General features: G+C 69.0%; 17 protein-coding genes. 10 read left to right on the forward strand and 7 right to left on the reverse strand.

Going from position 1 to position 17,758, the window contains the following annotated elements; translation table 11 throughout:
• Positions 1 to 95: 95 nt before the first annotated feature.
• The gene (locus EOV43_RS07680; protein WP_128220737.1) at positions 96 to 1,238 is read left to right on the forward strand and encodes a site-specific integrase; all 1,143 of its coding nucleotides are present in this window, start codon (positions 96 to 98) and stop codon (positions 1,236 to 1,238) included.
• 34 nt (positions 1,239 to 1,272) lie between these two features.
• On the opposite strand, the gene EOV43_RS07685 is transcribed toward EOV43_RS07680, so the two are convergent.
• From EOV43_RS07685 to EOV43_RS07695, 3 genes are all read right to left on the reverse strand, one after another.
• The gene (locus EOV43_RS07685) at positions 1,273 to 2,286 is read right to left on the reverse strand and encodes a pirin family protein (RefSeq protein WP_128220739.1); all 1,014 of its coding nucleotides are present in this window, start codon (positions 2,284 to 2,286) and stop codon (positions 1,273 to 1,275) included.
• A 61-nt stretch (positions 2,287 to 2,347) separates the two neighbouring features.
• Entirely contained in the window at positions 2,348 to 3,031 is a 684-nt protein-coding gene (locus tag EOV43_RS07690; RefSeq protein ID WP_128220741.1) for an NADPH-dependent F420 reductase, read from the reverse strand.
• A 153-nt stretch (positions 3,032 to 3,184) separates the two neighbouring features.
• Positions 3,185 to 3,595, reverse strand: coding sequence for a YybH family protein (locus tag EOV43_RS07695; protein ID WP_277745805.1), 411 nt, complete (start codon positions 3,593 to 3,595; stop codon positions 3,185 to 3,187).
• 148 nt (positions 3,596 to 3,743) lie between these two features.
• Here EOV43_RS07695 and EOV43_RS07700 point away from each other — a divergent pair, with 148 nt between their 5' ends.
• From EOV43_RS07700 to EOV43_RS07740, 9 genes are all read left to right on the forward strand, one after another.
• Positions 3,744 to 5,177 carry a hypothetical protein gene (locus EOV43_RS07700; protein ID WP_128220745.1) on the forward strand — a complete coding sequence of 478 codons (1,434 nt, stop codon included), beginning with the start codon at positions 3,744 to 3,746 and terminating at the stop codon, positions 5,175 to 5,177.
• A gap of 90 nt (positions 5,178 to 5,267) precedes the next feature.
• On the forward strand, positions 5,268 to 6,473 hold the full coding sequence (locus EOV43_RS07705) for an SHOCT domain-containing protein (protein ID WP_128220747.1): 1,206 nt from the start codon (positions 5,268 to 5,270) through the stop codon (positions 6,471 to 6,473).
• 88 nt (positions 6,474 to 6,561) lie between these two features.
• A complete protein-coding gene (locus tag EOV43_RS07710; RefSeq protein ID WP_206611287.1) occupies positions 6,562 to 7,827 on the forward strand; it encodes a hypothetical protein in 1,266 nt (421 codons plus the stop codon).
• A complete protein-coding gene (locus EOV43_RS07715) occupies positions 7,824 to 8,162 on the forward strand; it encodes a hypothetical protein (RefSeq protein WP_206611288.1) in 339 nt (112 codons plus the stop codon). Before EOV43_RS07710 ends, EOV43_RS07715 begins: the two co-directional genes overlap by 4 nt.
• Positions 8,163 to 8,218: 56 nt before the next feature.
• Positions 8,219 to 9,421, forward strand: coding sequence for an oxygenase MpaB family protein (locus tag EOV43_RS07720; protein ID WP_128220749.1), 1,203 nt, complete (start codon positions 8,219 to 8,221; stop codon positions 9,419 to 9,421).
• A 102-nt stretch (positions 9,422 to 9,523) separates the two neighbouring features.
• Complete coding sequence (locus EOV43_RS07725; RefSeq protein WP_128220751.1) at positions 9,524 to 10,507, forward strand: hypothetical protein; 984 nt, start codon at positions 9,524 to 9,526, stop codon at positions 10,505 to 10,507.
• Between the two features lie 46 nt (positions 10,508 to 10,553).
• On the forward strand, positions 10,554 to 11,378 hold the full coding sequence (locus tag EOV43_RS07730; protein ID WP_239022018.1) for a glycerophosphodiester phosphodiesterase family protein: 825 nt from the start codon (positions 10,554 to 10,556) through the stop codon (positions 11,376 to 11,378).
• Positions 11,375 to 12,733 carry an MFS transporter gene (locus EOV43_RS07735; RefSeq protein ID WP_128220753.1) on the forward strand — a complete coding sequence of 453 codons (1,359 nt, stop codon included), beginning with the start codon at positions 11,375 to 11,377 and terminating at the stop codon, positions 12,731 to 12,733. The genes EOV43_RS07730 and EOV43_RS07735 overlap by 4 nt, the downstream gene beginning before the upstream one ends.
• A 223-nt stretch (positions 12,734 to 12,956) precedes the next feature.
• Positions 12,957 to 13,346 (forward strand): RNA polymerase-binding protein RbpA, encoded by a 390-nt coding sequence (locus EOV43_RS07740; protein WP_128220755.1) that lies wholly within the window; start codon positions 12,957 to 12,959, stop codon positions 13,344 to 13,346.
• A 19-nt stretch (positions 13,347 to 13,365) separates the two neighbouring features.
• On the opposite strand, the gene EOV43_RS07745 is transcribed toward EOV43_RS07740, so the two are convergent.
• The 4 genes from EOV43_RS07745 to EOV43_RS07760 all read right to left on the reverse strand — a co-directional run bounded on the left by EOV43_RS07745 (position 13,366) and on the right by EOV43_RS07760 (position 17,671).
• A complete protein-coding gene (locus tag EOV43_RS07745) occupies positions 13,366 to 13,926 on the reverse strand; it encodes an FxsA family protein (protein ID WP_128220757.1) in 561 nt (186 codons plus the stop codon).
• 105 nt (positions 13,927 to 14,031) lie between these two features.
• Positions 14,032 to 14,784: a polyprenol monophosphomannose synthase gene (locus tag EOV43_RS07750; RefSeq protein ID WP_239022019.1), complete on the reverse strand. Its 753-nt coding sequence runs from the start codon at positions 14,782 to 14,784 to the stop codon at positions 14,032 to 14,034.
• Positions 14,781 to 16,343 carry an apolipoprotein N-acyltransferase gene (lnt, locus tag EOV43_RS07755; RefSeq protein ID WP_128220759.1) on the reverse strand — a complete coding sequence of 521 codons (1,563 nt, stop codon included), beginning with the start codon at positions 16,341 to 16,343 and terminating at the stop codon, positions 14,781 to 14,783. The genes EOV43_RS07750 and lnt overlap by 4 nt, the downstream gene beginning before the upstream one ends.
• Positions 16,344 to 16,720: 377 nt before the next feature.
• Positions 16,721 to 17,671 carry a 5'-3' exonuclease gene (locus EOV43_RS07760; RefSeq protein ID WP_206611289.1) on the reverse strand — a complete coding sequence of 317 codons (951 nt, stop codon included), beginning with the start codon at positions 17,669 to 17,671 and terminating at the stop codon, positions 16,721 to 16,723.
• Positions 17,672 to 17,758: the final 87 nt, after the last annotated feature.

The raw sequence follows: 17,758 nt of genomic DNA on the forward strand, positions 1-17,758 counted from the left end.
CGGGCAGATCTGCCACAGTGACGCTCCCCGCATCCCCTCTGCGGGCACCTCTCCCCCACGACGTCTCGACGTCAGCAGCACCGACGAAGGCCCCGATGGACACCGAGCTCGCCCCCAGCCCCAGCAGTGCACTGCGTCCGTCTCCGAGTGCCGGGTCACTGGCCGCACTGCGGGCGCTGGCCGATGAGGCGTTCGACCATGACGCCAACTCACGCAGCGCCAACACCCGTCGTGCCTACGACTCGGACTGGCGACAGTTCACCGCCTGGTGCGAGCGCTACGAAGTGACCCCACTGCCGGTGGAACCCGCGCTGGTGCGGCTCTACGTCACCGACCTGGCCTCCCAGGTCAAGGACGACGGCCAACCCCGGTTCCGGGCCTCCACCATCGAACGCCACCTCGCCTCGATCGGGTGGCACTCACGTCGGGCCGGGGGCGCCGGCGACATTGCCCGTGATCCGCTGGTCGCCTCCGTCGTGGCGGGCTTACGTCGCAGCCGTGCGGAGAAACCGCGACGCCAACGCCCGATCCTGCTCGACACCCTCACCGCAGTCATCACCGCGATGGAGCACGACACGTTCCCGAACGGCATCGGTGCCGCGCGCGACACCTTGGCGTTCGGGCTCGGTTTCGCTGCCGCGCTACGTCGCAGTGAGGTGTCGGGGTTGACCGTGCGCGACCTGGAGCCCTCACCCGCCGACGGTCTCTACGTTCATCTCGGGGTCACCAAGACCGACCAGGACGGCCTCGGGGCGCTCCTCGCCGTCCCCTACGGAACCAATCCGATCACCTGCGTTCCGTGCGCCAGGGTGCGGTGGCTGCGCCTGGTCACCGCTCCCGGCGTCGCGTCGCGCACTCGGCTGCTGGAGGCCACTGGACCCGCTGCGAGGTGGCAGCACGTGTGCCGCGACTCCGATGCCCACGGGCTCGGTCACGCGATCAAGGACGCTCCACTGCTGTGCACCGTCAACAAGGGTGGGCGCCTCGGAACTGGTGCCGTCAGCGCCAGTGCCTTGAACTCGTCGTTGAAGAAACGGCTGGTCACCGCAGGTTTCGACCCCGCACCGTACGGGTTCCATTCGCTGCGTGCCGGGTTCGTCACCCAGGCTCGACGCAACGGCGCCAGTACCCGTGAGGTGCGGCGCCAGACCCGTCACGGCTCGGATGCGATGGTCGATCTCTACGACCGCGAACACCTCCCGCTGCGCGACAACGCCGTCACCACGCTCGGCCTGTGATCGAGCGGGGCGACGGCGTCGTCGACGACCTGGATCAGGGACGTTCCTCGCGTCCGTCGCCGTGGGTGGCGAAACGCGGAGTCTCGCGCGGGTGCACCATCGCGCGACTCGGCCACGGCCAGCCACCGAACTCGGTGCGTCGGTAGTCCTCGAACGCCTCGACGATCTCGGCCTGGGTGTTCATCACGAACGGTCCGTGTGCCGCGACCGGCTCGTCCAGACCGACGCCGGCGAGCACCAGCACGGTGGCGCCCGCGTCTCCGGCCTGCAGCAGGAGTTCGCCGCGGCTGGTCTGCTCGAACCCGACGCCTTCGGCGACGAGCGTGCCGTTGATGTCGACCGATGCGGCGTGGCCGTGGACGTAGAGGGCGCGTTCGGTGCGATCAGTGCCCACGTCGGGCAACGTCAACTGCGCCCCGGGGGCGAGGGTGACGAGCCAGAGCGCGAGGTCGGAGGAAGAATCTGCCGCCCACGAACGACTCGGGGGTGCCAGCGCGGTGACGTCCTCGAAGGTTCCGGCGATCACCTTGACGCTGGCGCCGTCGCGGGTGACGACGGGGATGGCTTCGTTCCACTGCATGGTGAACTCGGCCGGGGCGCTCTTGTCCTTGGCGGGGAGGTTGAGCCACACCTGGTACAGCTCGAAGGTGTTGGGGCCATCAGTGCTGAGCAGCGGGAACATCTCTGCGTGGGAGACACCGTTGCCGGCCGTCACCCACTGCACGTCGCCGGCGCCGTAGCGGGCGCTGGCGCCGGTGGAGTCGGCGTGGTCGACGTACCCCTGGGTGACCACGGTGATGGTCTCGAACCCGCGGTGCGGGTGTGCAGGGAAGCCGGGGACGGTGTCGCCGTGGTACATGCTCCACGATCCGTCCGAGGCGACAGAGGGTGCCATCTCGGCAGTGCCCGCAGGGTAGGCGTCGAGGTGGTGCACGGCGAACAGGAACGGGCCGGTGCCCTGCCAGGGGCGTCCCAGGTTGATGGTGCGCCCGGTGGCGGCGGGCGCAGTAGATGCGGTGGAGTTGCGAGTGTTCATCTCGGTGTTCATGTCAGTGTCCTTTCGACAGTTGGAACGAAGACGGTTGCGTGTGGGCAGCTGAGGGTCAGGCTCAGCCGAGGGTGGGTTCGGGGCCTGCGAAGGCGGCCATCTCCTCGGCGCTGAGCACGGCGCGTCCCCAGTGGCCCGGGGCGCGGTTGAACCGGCCGCCGATCTCGAGGTCACCCGAGACCGACAGGTCCCCGACCAACCAAGGCTTCCAGCCGGTGAGTGCGAGGAGTTCACGGGCCGGGGACGCGGTGGCGTCGGAGTCAGCGGCGAACGGAAGGGCTGCGATCGGGTCGAGGTCGGCGGCGGCACGGATCGCGGCCGTGGGGAGCATCGAGAACACCTTGACGTGTCCGGTCCCGGCAGGGAGCAGGCTGGCCACGAACCCGCCGGCGGAGCCCTGGGGCGGGGTGCGGGGAATGATGCCCTGCGGGGTGACGTCGAGCGGGTTGGAGACGTCGACGAGGATCTTGCCCACGAGGCCGTCCCCCAGTTCGGCGATCACCGCACGTTGGGGTGCGTCCCACAGAGTGGTGAGGAAGACGAAGCGTTGGCCCTCGACGGCGTCACGGGCGGTGTCGGCGACGGTGACGTCTGCGTCGTTGGCAACGAGGCGAACCGCTGCAGCGGCGGCTTCTGCCTTGTCGCGTCGGTGGTGGTGGAGCACGACGTCGACGCCGTGCGAGGCGAACAGTTGGGCGATGGCGGTGCCGTGGCGGCCCGGGCCGATCAACGCGATCGAGGTCATGGCGTGCTCCTGGGGATGGATGGTCGGGATCGCTGCGATCGGCTGATCTGCACGAACCCCTCATTGTCTGTAACTACAGACAATGAGGTTCCATTCCCTGACGTTCTCGCGTTCTCTCCAGCGAGAACGGCCCGGACGTCGCGGACCTCTGGCTCAGGTGAGCTGCGCGGGGTTCTCGGAGAACATGTAGAGCCGGATCCGCCACCCTCCCGGCTCACCCTCACCCGCAGGGACGAGCACGAACGTCTCCCGGAACCACGACGCCCGCACGCTGCCGTCAGCCACGGTGTGCACCCGTGCAGGTTCTTCGCAGCGCACCACCGCCATCTCCTCGCTCACGACCGTGGACGTGACCTGCAACTGCCCCTCGATCCGGATGGTGGCGAACGTGTCGAGGTAGAACTGCCGCACCGCAGCAGTGCCACGCACACTGCGCAGCCCCTCGGGCACGATCTCGGCATTCGCGGTGTACAGCTCGAGGATCGCGTCGGCGTCACCTGCGCCGAGCATTTCGCCGTACCGCAGGACGACGTCTGCGGGCGCTGAAGAAGGTCCGAGGGCCACTGCCTACCGCTCCGTTCGCACCGGCCCCGGCAGGGCCACCTGGTGCGACGATTCCCCGTAGCCGTCGATGTGTCAACGCTCCTTGAGAGACACAGGCAAGAACTGAACACCGCCGACGCGAGGGCCGGGCGGAGTCCATACTGACCCAGTGCGAACCGGGACCCACGACACGTCGCAGCGCAGCAGTGCCCTGACCTGGCCTGTTCTCATCGCTGCACTCCTCGCTCTAGCCGTGCGCATCGCCCTCGTCGGGTTGCCACTCGCCGCCGACGAGGGTGGTTACCTGCACGCCGCAGCTCAGTGGCGTCCGGGCACCTCCACCTACGGAGACCACTTCGTCGACCGGCCGCCACTGCTGATGGCGCTCTTCGCTCTCGCCGACGCCTGCGGGGGCACTGTCGCGCTCCGCGTGATCGGAATGCTCGCCACCCTCGCCAGCATCCTCCTGGCGAGCCGCATCGGTGGAACTCCGGCTGCCGTGACAGCCGCAGTCATGCTCACCATGGCGTCCTTCGAACCGTTCGCCATCAACGGTGAACTCCTCGCCGTGCCCTTCGTCCTGGCCAGCGCCTGGGCACTCCTGCGAGCTCTCGATGCCACCCGACGGACCGGGGTCTGGGCCGCCGCATCGGGGTGTGCCGCAGCGTGTGCGTTCCTGGTGAAGCAGAACGTCGTCGACGGGTTCGTCCTGGTCGTGGTCCTGCTGGGTGTTGTCGCTTGGCGAGGCACACAACCCGAGCGCCGCGCCACGGGACGTCTTCTCGCCGCGGGCATCGCGGGAGCACTGCTCACGGTCCTCGCAGTACTCGCCCTCGCTGCACTGGCCGGCACCAGTCCCGCCGACCTGTGGGACGCCGTCGTCGTGTTCCGTCTGGATGCGGCCCACTCGATGGCGAATCTGCCTGATGCCGGAGCGGACCGACGTCGCGTCGCTCTGGCCTGGACCGCACTGCTGAGCGCGGTGCCCCTGGTCGTGGCGGCCTGCCTGGTCCGACGCCCCGCCGATCCCCGACAGCGGGCTCTGCGGATCACCGCCCTGGCACTCCTGACCTGGGAGATCGTCGCGATCGTCGCCGGAGGCGGCTACTGGAGCCACTACCTGATCGGCCTGACCCCCGGAGTCGTCCTGCTGGTCGCCAGCACCCGCCCGGTCCGCCTGCTCCGTGCAGCGCTCGCTGTGGCACTGGTGGCCGCAGTGGTGCAGCTCGTCGTCGTCGATCACGCCCCCGGACGCGCCGACGACGACGCAGCCGTCGTCACCCACCTCCGCGCCCACGCTCGGGCCGGGGACACCCTGGTGGTCGCGTTCGGTCACCCCAACGTCCTGCGCGACTCCGGACTCACCAGCCCCTACGAGCACCTGTGGGTGCTGCCCACCCGCGTCCGCGATCCCCTCCTGAGTGAACTCACCGCGGTACTCACCTCCCCCGAGGCGCCGGACTGGTTGGTCGTCCACGGCACGTCACTGGCGGGACTCGGCCTCACCCACGCCAGCGCCCAACGGATCGTGGACCGCGACTACACCCTTGTCGCCACCACCGGGGGCTGGCGGATCCTGCACCGACGTGACCTCTCGGGGTGACGTCGCCGAGGCCGAACCCGTCCCGAGGTGCACTGCGTCCGGATAAGGTCAGACCCGTCGACACCAGGCGAACACGGAAGGCCAGTAGACATGGGACTCATCCAGGCAGCGATCGGCGCACTCGGCGGCACACTTGCCGACCAGTGGAAGGACTTCTACACGGTCCCCGACGGCCTCGCACCCACCGCAGCACTCTTCGCCGCCGTACCGCGCGGCCAGAACGCGGGCCGGGGGTCCAACACCAAGGGATCCGACGGCGTCATCACCAACGGCTCCAAGATCGTCGTCCCCGAGGGCTACGGCCTCGTCCTCATGCAGGACGGAGCCATCACCGGTTTCGCCGCCGAGGCAGGCGCCTACGAGTGGAACTCCGAGGCAGGCGACTCCTCCTCCATCTTCGCCGGCGACGGCATCGTCTCCCCGCTGATCAAGAACACCTGGGAGCGCTTCAAGTTCGGCGGACGTCCCTCCGCCCAGCAGCGCGCCTACTTCGTGACGCTCAAGGAGATCCCCAACAACCGCTTCGGCACCCAGTCGGAGATCTACTGGGACGACGCCTACATGAACGCCCAGGTCGGCGCGGTCACCCGAGGCACCTACACCCTCAAGATCGTCGACCCGCTCCTCTTCATCAAGGCCTTCGTGCCCGCCGCGTACCTCGAGCCCGGCAAGGTCTTCGACTTCACCGACATCGACAACGACGCCGCCTCGCAGCTCTTCAACGAAGTCGTGGGCTCGCTGGCTCCCGCGTTCTCGATGTACACCAACGACCCCTCCAAGGGGAACCGGATCACCAAGATCCAGCAGGACTCCGTCGGCTTCGCACAGAGCCTGTCGGCCGCCGTCGAGACCAACTACGCCTGGTCCACCGGCCGCGGCCTCCAGATCGTCTCCACCGCCATCATCGCGATCGAGTACGACGAGAACACCCGCGAGCTCCTCAAGAACGTCCAGCGGGCCGACGCCCTCTCCGGCGCCCGCGGCAACTCCAACCTCCAGGCCTCCGTCGCCGCCGGCATGCAGGCCGCCGGCGAGAACGCGGGCCCCGGAGGCATGATCGGCATGGGCATGGCCGCCGGAGGCATCGGCATCGGTGGCCTCCAGCAGCCTGTCCCCGGAGTCGGCGCCAACTCCGCGCCCGCCCAGGCAGCCCCCGCAGCCCCGGCTCCCGCAGCTGCTGCACCGGCCGCCGACGACCCGATGGCGATCCTCACCAAGGCCAAGCAGATGCTCGACGCCGGCCTCATCACCCAGGAGGACTACGACGCGGCGAAGGCCAAGGCACTCGGTCTGTGACCCACCCGGTCGCGCCCCGGAGAACCACTCCCCGGGGCGCGACCCGTCGTCCCTCCGCCACCGCACCACCACCGGGAGAACCCAACCGATGAGCACCGACCCGACCGTCTCCGGCGAGCCAGGACACGACCCCGTGCTCGCCGCCGACGATCCCGTCACCGACACCGTCGTCAATCCCGGCGCCGCCGAGCCCGATCCGGTCATCGACACCCGCAACACCGCCCTGCACGACGGCGTCAACCGCTGCCCCAAGTGCGGCTCCACCGAGATCCAGCTCCGCGTCAGCACCCAGATGTTGATCTGCCTCTTCTGCCGCCACGAATGGGCCGAGGAGAGCATCGACCCCACCATCAGCGGCGACGGAACCCTCGACGACCTCTCCGGGACCACCATCGCTTCCGGAGCCAGCGACATCACCTCCGACGAAGGCATGGCCTCCTTCAAGTGCGGTGGCTGCGGCGCCGAAGTCGTGGTCAACACCTCCGAGTCGATGTCGTCACGCTGCCACTGGTGCCGTCACGTCCTCACCGTCAACGAACAGATGCCCAACGGCGCCGTCCCTGACGCCGTGCTCCCGTTCAAGGTGACCCGCGACCAGGCGGTCAAGCACATCTCCGACTTCGCCGGATCCCGACGGCTGTTCGCCGACCGCACCTTCCGCAAGGAGTTCACCCCCGGCAACGTCGTCGGCGTCTACCTGCCCTACATGGTCGTCGACTCACGCGCCACCGGCACCGTCGCAGGCAAGGGCGAGATCGAGACCCGCCGCTACACCCGCAAGCACGGCGAGACCGAGACCACCTACTACGACGCCGACGTCTACCAGGTCGAACGCAACGTCACCTTCACCGTCGACGACCTCACCATCGAGTCCGCCACCAGCCGTACCTCCGACGTGCGGGTCAACACCAACAACGTCATCAACACGATCCTGCCCTTCGACACGAAGAACGCCGTCCGGTGGAACGCCAACTACCTGGTCGGCTACACCTCTGAACGACGCGACCAGGACGTCTCCACCATGGTTCCCGTCCTCGAGGACCAACTGCTCTCCATCACCCGCTCCCAGGTCGAGAAGAGCATCAAGAAGTTCGACCGCGGAGTCCGCTGGGAGAACGAGAAGATCGACGTCCACGGCACCCGATGGGTCTCGATGTACCTCCCGGTCTGGCTGTACTCCTACTACCACGAGCACAAGGGCCGCCCGATGGTCCACTACATCGCCGTCAACGGCCGCACCGGCGAGACCATGGGATCGGTCCCGGTCTCCCACGGACGCCTCCTGATGGCCGCACTCACCACCGGCACCGTCCTCGAAGGCATCGCCCTGGCCATCATCGGAGCGACCCTGTGAGCATCCTCGCGACCCTCCTCGACCCCGCCACCCTGCAGCTCGGCCTCGACGTCCTCCGCGCCGCCGAGTACGACAGCTACGACACCGACGACGACGGCGGAATCCTCCTGCTGCTCGCCCTCGGACCCGCTGGCGCCGGCCTCGTCTACTGGAGCCTCTACCGCTACTACCGCAACACCGACAAGAGTCACGACTTCGAACGCGAGACCACGATCGAGGCCCAGCCCGTCACCGGCGGCGAACGCAAGGTCGGCGACCGCAACGGCACCACCTCCAGCAGCATCGACAACGCCAACGGCCGCGCACACCGCAAGCGCGTCAACCGCTTCTCCTGACACCAGGCGTCCCCAGCCCCTTGTCCCGCTCGGGCCGGGGACGCTTGGATGGCTGGATGGACGACGTCATCCCGCTGCCCACCGACCTCCCGCAGGTCACCGGTCTCCTCGCGTCCCGGGGACGGAGCGGTCACGCCTGGGCTGCGGGGATGTGGCAGCAGGACCCCTTGGCCGACGCCGTCGTCAACGACACCGACTCCGCAGCCGGACGCGCCGTCCGCACGGCTCTGCGCGACGGCATCGGTGACCTCGACGCCCTCCCTGCCAGCTTTCCCGCATCGGCGCGCGCCCTGCTGACCCAGGTGAGCACCGCCCCGGAGTGGCTGGAACGCGACCGTCTCGACCGGGCCGCGGACGTCCTGGTCCGCTACACAGCCCAGTGGGGGCTGGTCCTGGGCGCTGCCTCCCTGCTGCGCGGCGCCGACAACCGAGTGGCAGCGATGCCTCTGGTGCTCACCGGCCGCTACGGGAACGAGCCCGCCGTACGGTCGATCGAGGTCGGAGCCTGGCTGCAGCAGATCACGCGTCGCGGCGGCATGGAAGTCGACGGACCCGGTTTCCAGCACACCGTCCGGGTGCGGATGATCCATGCCCACGTCAGGCGTCACGTGGGGGCACTCCCCGACTGGGACGAGGCCCGATGGGGCGTGCCGGTGCCGCAGTCCTACATGGCGTTCACCCTGGCGGAGTTCGGTCACGTCTCCCTGGCGGCGATGGAGCGTCTCGGGGCGAGGCTGCGTCCCGACGAGCTCGCCGACGTCTACCACCTGTGGCGCTACGTCGGGCACCTGATCGGGGTCGAGGAGGCACTCAACCCCGTCGACGAGGCCGACCACGTCCGGATCGAGGAGTTCTACTCCCTCACCTCCCCCGGACCCGACGAGCACAGCAAGGCGTTCTGTCGCGCCCTCACCGAGCAGTACCTGGCTCCTCAGCTCGCGGCCATGCTGCCCGGACCCGACGCATGGCGACAGAAGTTCGCCCTCAGCACCATGTACGGGATGTCGCGGATCTTCCTCGGCCAGCAGGCAGCCGATGCACTCGACGTGCCCGACGGTGTCGCCAAGTTCGTGCTCCGGGCAGCCCGTCCCCTGCTGCTCGGCCTCGACCAGACGCGCCTGCTGATCCAGGGACGTGATGGCGCCACCCGACGCGGGTACGTGGCGCGCGACCGGGAGCTCGCGCGCCTGAGGGCCGAGCAGGAGATGACGCACGACCTCGTCGACTCAGTACCGGGCGCAGTGGGCCACCAGGGATGAACCCCTCGCCGTAGGTGCGGGGTGAGCGTGAGCGACATGGTTTACGTCGACTACCTCTCAGACTTTCTGGTGTTGCGCTTAACGGTCACGTAGGGTGATGGCATGCAGAGTGCTGGCAGCCGTCGTGACGACGAGATCCGCGAAGTTCCTCACCCCGACGACGCTCACGCGCTGGTCTCCCCGTTCGACCAAGGACTGCCCGGGCTCTCCGACCGCGACCTCGAGGTCTCCCCTGCTGCCGTCACGGCAGCCTGGGACCGTCTGATCCCTCCCCCGGGATACGAACCGGCCTTCGCTGCACTGAAGCGCGCAGCCGTCGAGCACGGCCTCCACCCGCACGCACTCGACGGGCCCTCGTGGCCCAGTTCCGGCATGGCAGCACTCGCCGAATCGATGGAGTGGGCAGCCTCCACCTGCGTGCTGTACGCCAAGGTCGCGCGGTACTGCCACCTGCCCGTCCCCCGCATCACCACCCGGGACCCCGACGCCGCACCGCTGCCCTTCCCCTTGCTGCTGCGCGCCGACGCGACCAACGAGACCACCGACCTCGACGTCCTGCGCGCGCTGGTGTGGCTGCGGATCGCCCACAGCTGGCCCGCTCCACTGCCGGCATGGACCCGCCTGCAGACCGAGCACGTCACGATCAGCGGCGACGACCTGCACCTCACCCACCCCGACGCAGGCCCGGACTCCGGTGCTCGCCACGTCGTCGTGCCCGGTGCCGCGCACGTCTGGGCAGCGTGGCTCAGCGCCCGCCGCAGCCACAGCGGTCTCCTCGACGCCTCCCCCTGGGCGCTCTGCACCCTGCGGCCCGGGCCGGGCACCCGGGCCGGCTCGCCGATGTCGCAGCGCACCCTGCAGAGTGCCTTCGCCCGCCACACCGCGCTGGCCGCGTTCCAAGCAGACGCCAACGCCGACGCAGAACTCGCCGAGCGCTACCGCACCCTCACCTACGACACCCTGCGACGTCTGCTGATGACCACCGACCCTGTGGCCAGAGCGAACGTGGGCGAGTCCCGCGGGTCAACCCGGGCCCGCCGTCGCGGCACCGGCGCAGCACCGGAAAGCGCCGTCGCCGACGGCTGAGGCGAGTCCCGGCCCACCACGGCGCACGGGGTGCCAGAATCTCCGCGTGAGCCACCGCACTGAGTCCCCGCGCGCGCCGCGCGCCTACCTCGACGCAGACGTCGCCGTGGTGCCGTTCGCGCATCGCGGCGGCGCGCACCACCCCGACCTTCCCGGACTGGAGAACTCGCTGGCCGCGTTCACCCACGCCCACGGGCTCGGCTACCGCTATCTGGAGACGGACGTCCACGTCACCGCCGACGGCGTGCTCGTGGCCTTCCACGACTCGATCCTGGACCGCGTCACCAACCGCACCGGTGCGATCGCCCAGCTCTCCCACCGCGAGGTCCAGCAGGCACTGATCGGCGGCCGCGAGCCGATCCCGACGTTCGCCGAACTCCTGGCGGCGTTCCCCGACTCACGCTTCAACGTCGACCTCAAGGCCGACGGGGCCGTCGAGCCCCTCGTGGCGGCGATCGAGGCGCACGGAGCCACCGACCGGGTCTTGGTGGGGTCGTTCTCACGGCGCCGTCTGCGACGGTTCCGGCGGCTCACCGCAGGACGGGTGGCCACGTCCGCTCACCCCCTCGAGGTGGTGCTCTACCGCCTGCTCCCCGGCGTCCGGGTGGGAGCGGTCCTGGCGCGTTGGCTGACGCCCGGGCGTCCCGACGCATTGCAGGTGCCGCACCGCCGGGGACGAATCACGGTGGTGACGCCGGGTCTGGTGGCGCGGGCGCACACCAACGGGTTGCACGTGCACGTGTGGACGATCGACGACCCCGACGAGATGGCCCACCTCGTCTCCCTCGGCGTGGACGGGATCATGACCGACCGCACCGACCTCCTCGTACAGACCCTGACCCGTCTGGGTCTCTGGAAGGACCCCGCATGAGCACCACCACCTCACCGACTCCCTCCGCCCCACCGACGGTGGGCAAGTGGCCCGTCGTGTCGTGGGCGTTGTGGGACTGGGGATCGGCAGCGTTCAACGCCGTCATCACCACGTTCGTCTTCACCGTCTACCTCAAGGGCGAGAACGACGACGGGACCCCGTTCTTCGGCGAGGGCGTCGACACCAAGCTGGGCTGGACTCTGGCCGCGGCAGGGCTCCTGATCGCGATACTTGCGCCACTGACCGGACAGCGAGCAGACCGGGCCGGACGTCGCGGCCTGTGGCTCACCGTCAACACCGCCGCGGTGGCGGCCGTCTCGGCGCTGTTGTTCTTCGTCAAGCCCGAGGAGCAGTACCTGTGGCTCGGGTTGCTGCTGCTGGCATCGGGCAACGTCTTCTTCGAGTTCGCCTCGGTCCACTACAACGCACTGCTGAGCCGGGTCTCGACCCCGGAGAACGTCGGACGCGTCTCGGGCTTCGGGTGGGGCCTGGGGTACCTCGGTGGGATCGTGCTGTTGCTGGTGCTCTTCTTCGGGTTCATCTCCCCCGAGGTGGGCCTCTTCGGTGTCACCAGCGACGAGGGCATGAACGTTCGGGTCAGCATGCTCCTGTGCGCGGTCTGGACGATCGCCTTCTCGCTGCCGGTGGTCCTGGCCCTGCGCGACCGGCCTTCGGCGCAGGAGGAGGCCAGCGCGCGGGTCAGCATCGCGGCGTCCTACCGGGCACTGTTCGCCACCGTGCGCGGCTTGTGGCGCACCGACCGCAACTTGGTGAAGTTCCTTCTTGCCTCGGCGGTGTTCCGGGACGGTCTGGCCGGCGTCTTCACCTTCGGCGCCGTGCTCGCTGCCGGTTCCTTCGGGTTCACCGACGGCGGCGTCATCATCTTCGGCATCGCGGCCAACGTCGTGGCCGGGATCGCGACCATCGCCTTCGGCGTCCTGGACGACCGCCTCGGTGCCCGTCGCGTCATCGTGGGCGCGCTGTCGGCGATGCTGGTGGCTGCGGTGGCGATCTTCGTCCTGCACGACGGTGGCTCGACGGTCTTCTGGATCTTCGGTCTGACGCTGTGCATCTTCGTCGGGCCGATCCAGTCCGCGTCACGCACCTACCTGCAGCGCCTGGTGCCTGCTGGCCGCGAGGGCGAGATGTTCGGCCTCTACGCCACCACCGGACGTGCGGTGAGCTTCCTGGCTCCGGCGATGTGGTCCATCTCGATCACGGTGGGCGCAACGGTCCTGGGGTCGTCCCACGACGACGCGCAGTACTTCGGCATTCTGGGGATCATGCTTGTCCTGGCCCTCGGCCTGGTGCTGCTCCTGCAGGTCCGCAACGCCACCGCCGACGCGCCTGCCTGAGCTCACCGCCCCCTGGTAGGTCACGGTTCCACCATTGTGGGGATGCAGTTTCGTGTGTGTTCTCACTCATCAGGCGAGGTGAACAGGCGGAATTGTTCACGGCCCGCTACGGTTGGGGATGCGACGACCGAGAACGCCGTCCCCCTACGGCGTCATGGAACCCCCTCCCGGTCGTCTCTCCCCCGTAGGGACTACGGGGCTGATGAGATTGTGAGGTGGCTCAATGGCAGAGCGCACACTGCGTGGAGCACGACTCGGAGGACAGAGCTTCGAGGACGAGCGCGGCATCGAGTTCGCCGCCCGTCAGCAGGTCGCCTATGACTGCACCAACGGACACAAGTTCGAGGTGACCATGTCCGAGGAGGCAGAGATCCCCTCGGTCTGGGAGTGCCCCAAGTGCGGCGTCGAGGCGAGGACCGACCAGGGTGTCCAGGCGGAGGAGAAGGCTGAGAAGCCGGCTCGCACCCACTGGGACATGCTCCTGGAGCGTCGCTCGGAGAAGGAGCTGGAGGACCTCCTCAAGGAGCGCCTCGAGCTGCTGCGTGGCGGAGAGATCGGCCCCGCGCACCTGCACCGTGCCAACGCGAAGCGTCGCGTCAAGGCTGGCGCCTGACGCAGACGTCACGACGACGTCAGTCGTCGACGACCTCGCCCCGGATCACAGGACCACCGTCCTGAGGTCCGGGGCGTCGTGCGTCCCGGGGCTCCTGCTGCCCGGCGAAGGGGTCCTGGGCGAACGGGTCACCGCCGAAACCGGTCGCGAAGCCACCCAGAGGACTCGATGCCATCGACTGCTTGATCCTGGGCGCGATCGCTGCGACCAGCAGCGGGCGCACCAGCGGACGAGTGAACGGCAGCACCAGCACCAGGCCCATGAGGTCGGAGACCACGCCGGGCGCCATCATCAGCACACCGCCGGCCAGCACCATGACGCCGTCGGCGAGTTCCTTGGTCGGCATCCGACCGGCGCCGAGAGCTCCGTTGAACGCCTGCCAGGCGCGTGCGCCCTCACGGCGGACCACCCAGGCACCCACCACCGCGGCGAGGATCAGCAGCAGGATCGTGGAACCTGCACCGATCACCTTGCCGACACGGATCAGGACGAACAGTTCGAGCAGCGGCATCACGACCAGCAGCAGGAACAGCAACCAGCCGGGAACACGGCGGGTGCGGGCAGCGCGGGGGGCGTTCATGGGCCCATTCTCGCCCAGAGCACCAAGCAGGACGGGCACCCACCTCCCGGTGAGTGCCCGTCCTCTGCTTCGGTGTGCCGATCAGCCTGGCGTTCAGTGCCTCGCTCAGCGGCCGAACTTGGCGCGGATCTGGCGGCGTCGCTCCGCGATGCCCCACTTCGTGATCAGCTTCAGCGACTCCGAGGCGACGTCCTTGCTCATCTTGGAGTCGCCGCGCTCGCGCTCGATGAACTCGATCGGGACCTCAGTGATCTTCAGCCCCTGCGCGACCGTGCGGTAGGCCATGTCGGTCTGGAAGACGTATCCGGTGGAGGTGACCGACTCCACGTCGATCGCCTCGAGGGTGCCGCGGCGGAACAGGCGGAACCCAGCGGTGGCGTCCTTCACCTTGAGACCGATCAGCAGGCGGACGTAAATGTTGCCGCCACGCGACAGGATCTGACGGCGCAGCGGCCAGTTCACGATCGATCCACCCGGGACGTAGCGCGAACCGATGACGAGGTCAGCACCGTCGGCGATCGCGTCGATCAGGCGCTGCAGCTGCTCGGGCTGGTGCGAACCGTCGGCGTCCATCTCACCGATGACGTCGTAACCGGCGTCGAGAGCGACCCGGAAACCGTGGCGGTAGGCGGCACCGAGGCCGGCCTTCTCGGTCCGGTGGACCACCTTGATCTGGGGGTCCTCCGCGGCCATCCTGTCGACGATGTCACCCGTGCCGTCGGGCGAGTTGTCGTCCATCACCAGGACGTCGACGCCCGGCTGGGCCTCCCGCAGGCGTCCGATGATCCACTCGATGTTCGCGGACTCGTTGTACGTCGGGACGACCATGACGACGCGTCCGGGCAGAGCTGCACTCACGTGATGACCTCAGGGCTAGGGGCTCGGCTGTTCCGTCGGCGAATATAGGCCATGGTGCGGCTCAGCAGTGGACCGCCCAGAACCACGATGCTCGCGAGCACCGACAGGCGCCCGGGCCACGCGTCCATCCGCACCGCAGGTGTGACGGCCGCCCGCAGCACGACCTCCTCGACGACTGTTTCCGTGGATCGCTTCGCTGCGCGTGCGATCGTCGAACCGTCGGGGCCGACAATCCCTGAGATCCCGTTGGTCGAGGCGACCGCGAGACTCCGTCCGGTCTCGAGGGCACGCAGGCGGGTGATCGCGTACTGCTGGTCGACCTGGTCGGTGTGGATGAAGGTGGCGTTGCTGGTCTGCACCACCAGGAGTTCGGCACCGTTGCGGACCTGGGCGTGGATCCCGTCGTCGTAGGCAACGTCGAAGCAGATCGCGTCGGCAACCTCGATCCCGGCGATGCTCAACGGTTCGGTCCGGTCACCGCTCAGCATGTCGCGCCCCACTTCGTGCAGGCGCCCCAGGTTCTGCTTGAAGACCAGGTCTCGCCACGGGACGTACTCACCGAACGGCACCGGGTGCCACTTCGTGTACCGCTCCGACGGACCGGTCACGGGGTCCCAGACGACTCCCTGGTTGAGGACCCGGTCGTCGCGCACGTCGTCGACCATCGCGCCCACGAGGACGGGAACACCCAGTTCCCGTACGGCCTCCTCGATCCCCGACCGCGTCCTGGAGTTCGAGAACGGGTCCACGGCGGTGGAGTTCTCCGGCCACACCACGAACGCAGGGCGCTCCACCTCGCCGCGCTCGACCGCGTCGGCGAGTGCGACGCTCGCCCGGACGTGGTTGTCGGTGACCTCACGGTGCACGCTGACGAGGTCGTCACCGGCGCCCGGAACGTCACCCTGGACCACCGCGACCACGGCTCGCTCCCCAGCACCGTCGTCGATGCTGGAGTAGGCGCCCCGCACCCCCCAGGGCAGCAGGGTGGCGCACAGGAGGGCCGACATGACACCCACACGGGTGAGGCTGTGGCGCCGCGGAGAGAGCAGCAGCGCCGCCAGGCACGTGCCGAGCAGACACAGCAACAGGCTGGTGCCGGTGAACCCGAGCCAGGGCAGCCCGGGCGCCCAGACCGAGTCGGCCACGGAGTAGGAGAGTCGCCCCCACGGCATCCCGCTGAACGGCCACGTGCACCGCACCGACTCCACGGCGACCCACACGACTGCGCACCACCACGGCCACCACCGGCCGCGTGACTGCAGCGCGGCCCACGCCGACGCCAACGGCGCGTAGAAGGCCGCTTCGAGGGCCGAGAGACCGAACCAGGCGTCCGGTCCCACCGCGCGCATCCACCACTGCAGGGTGAAGAAGTAGGCAACGCCGAAGACGAGGCCGACCAGCCACGCACTGCGCGCACGGAGTCCGTGGACGCCGAGCGCAAGACCGGCGACGGCCAGTGGTGCCATCCACGTGTGGGCGAGCGGTTCGAAGGCTCCCGACAGGGCCAGACCCGAGAGGGCGGCCACCAGAAGACGGAGCAGCACGTTGACCACGGTCACCGCGCCAACCTACCCGACAGGTGAGCATGGGCCGCACGGAGGAAGCGCGTTGCGGAACAGGATTCGTGAAGGAGCCGTGAGGGAGCAGGTGGCTTCGGACCGACGGAGTGACACCTGGTTGGCGCCCACCCGAAGTTGTCTAAGGCCACCCACTCCCTGCACGGGACGGCTCCCGCGAATCCCCTGCCCGGGCTGCCCGTCGGTCGCACGGATGCTGGCGCCCCACCCGCGAACAGACAGCCAGGTCCCGAACCGGTGATTCACGGCTGCACGAGCTGACCCGGTGACGATCGTCGCAAGTCAGAGCACTGTCAACCCACTCCGCAGGATTGCCCGCGAGCGGCCCCGGACGAGCGATCGAGGTCTGGACGGGTGGTTCAGATCGTGGGACCGGAAGCGTTCTTGGCCAGCGTGGAACGCAGCCGATCCACGGCCGAGGCAACGCCCCACGTCTCACCCATCACAGCGACACGGGCGGCGTCGGCGGGCACGGCGGGCAGCAGCAGTGCTTCCCCTCGGGGGAGGTCGAGGTCGCGACGCACCGCGACGGCCTCGGGGGCCACCGTCAGGTAGTCGAGGGCAGCGAGCATCTTGGCCCGCGGACCCTTCTTGATCGTCGACGTCTCGTCGCGGGCCGCCTCGAGGATGCCGTCCAGGGTGCCGAACTCCGCAAGGAGTCCCGCAGCGGTCTTCTCCCCCACCCCGGCCACGCCTGGGAGGCCGTCGGAGGCGTCGCCGCGCATCGTGGCGAAGTCTGCGTACTGGGACGGCTCGACGTCGTACTTGGCGCGGACCCACTCGGCGTCGACGCGCTCGTGCTTGCTGACACCGCGGGCGGTGTAGAGGATCCGGACGCGCGCCTCGTCGTCGACGAGCTGGAACAGGTCGCGGTCACCTGTCACGACGTCCACCGGCATGCCAGCGTCGGTGGCCAGGGTGCCGATCACGTCGTCGGCCTCCATGTCGACGTGCCCGATCACCGCGATGCCGAACGCCTCGAGCAGCCCCCGGATCACCGGGACCTGGGCCAGCAGCCCTTCGGGGACCTCCTCGACGTCCGGGACCCCGGCCGGGGTCTCAGTGACGACGCGGTGTTCCTTGTAGGTCGGCACGAGGTCGACGCGCCACTGCGGACGCCAGTTGTCGTCCCAGGCGCACACCAGGTGCGTGGGGCGGTACTCGTCGACCAACCGACTGACGAAGTCGAGCATCCCGCGCACTGCGTTGACGGACGTGCCGTCGGGTGCGTGGAACCGGTCCGGCACACCGAAGTAGGCACGGAAGTAGAGCGACGCGGTGTCGAGCAGCAGCAAGCGGGGAGCCGTCATGGGCGAAAGCCTGTCACAGCCTCCCCGCCTGCGCGGTGTCAGTCGAGGTGTCAGTCGAGGTGTCGGTCAGGGTGTCCGACGGTGGTG

This window comes from Nocardioides yefusunii (assembly GCF_004014875.1).
Lineage (GTDB): Bacteria > Actinomycetota > Actinomycetes > Propionibacteriales > Nocardioidaceae > Nocardioides > Nocardioides yefusunii.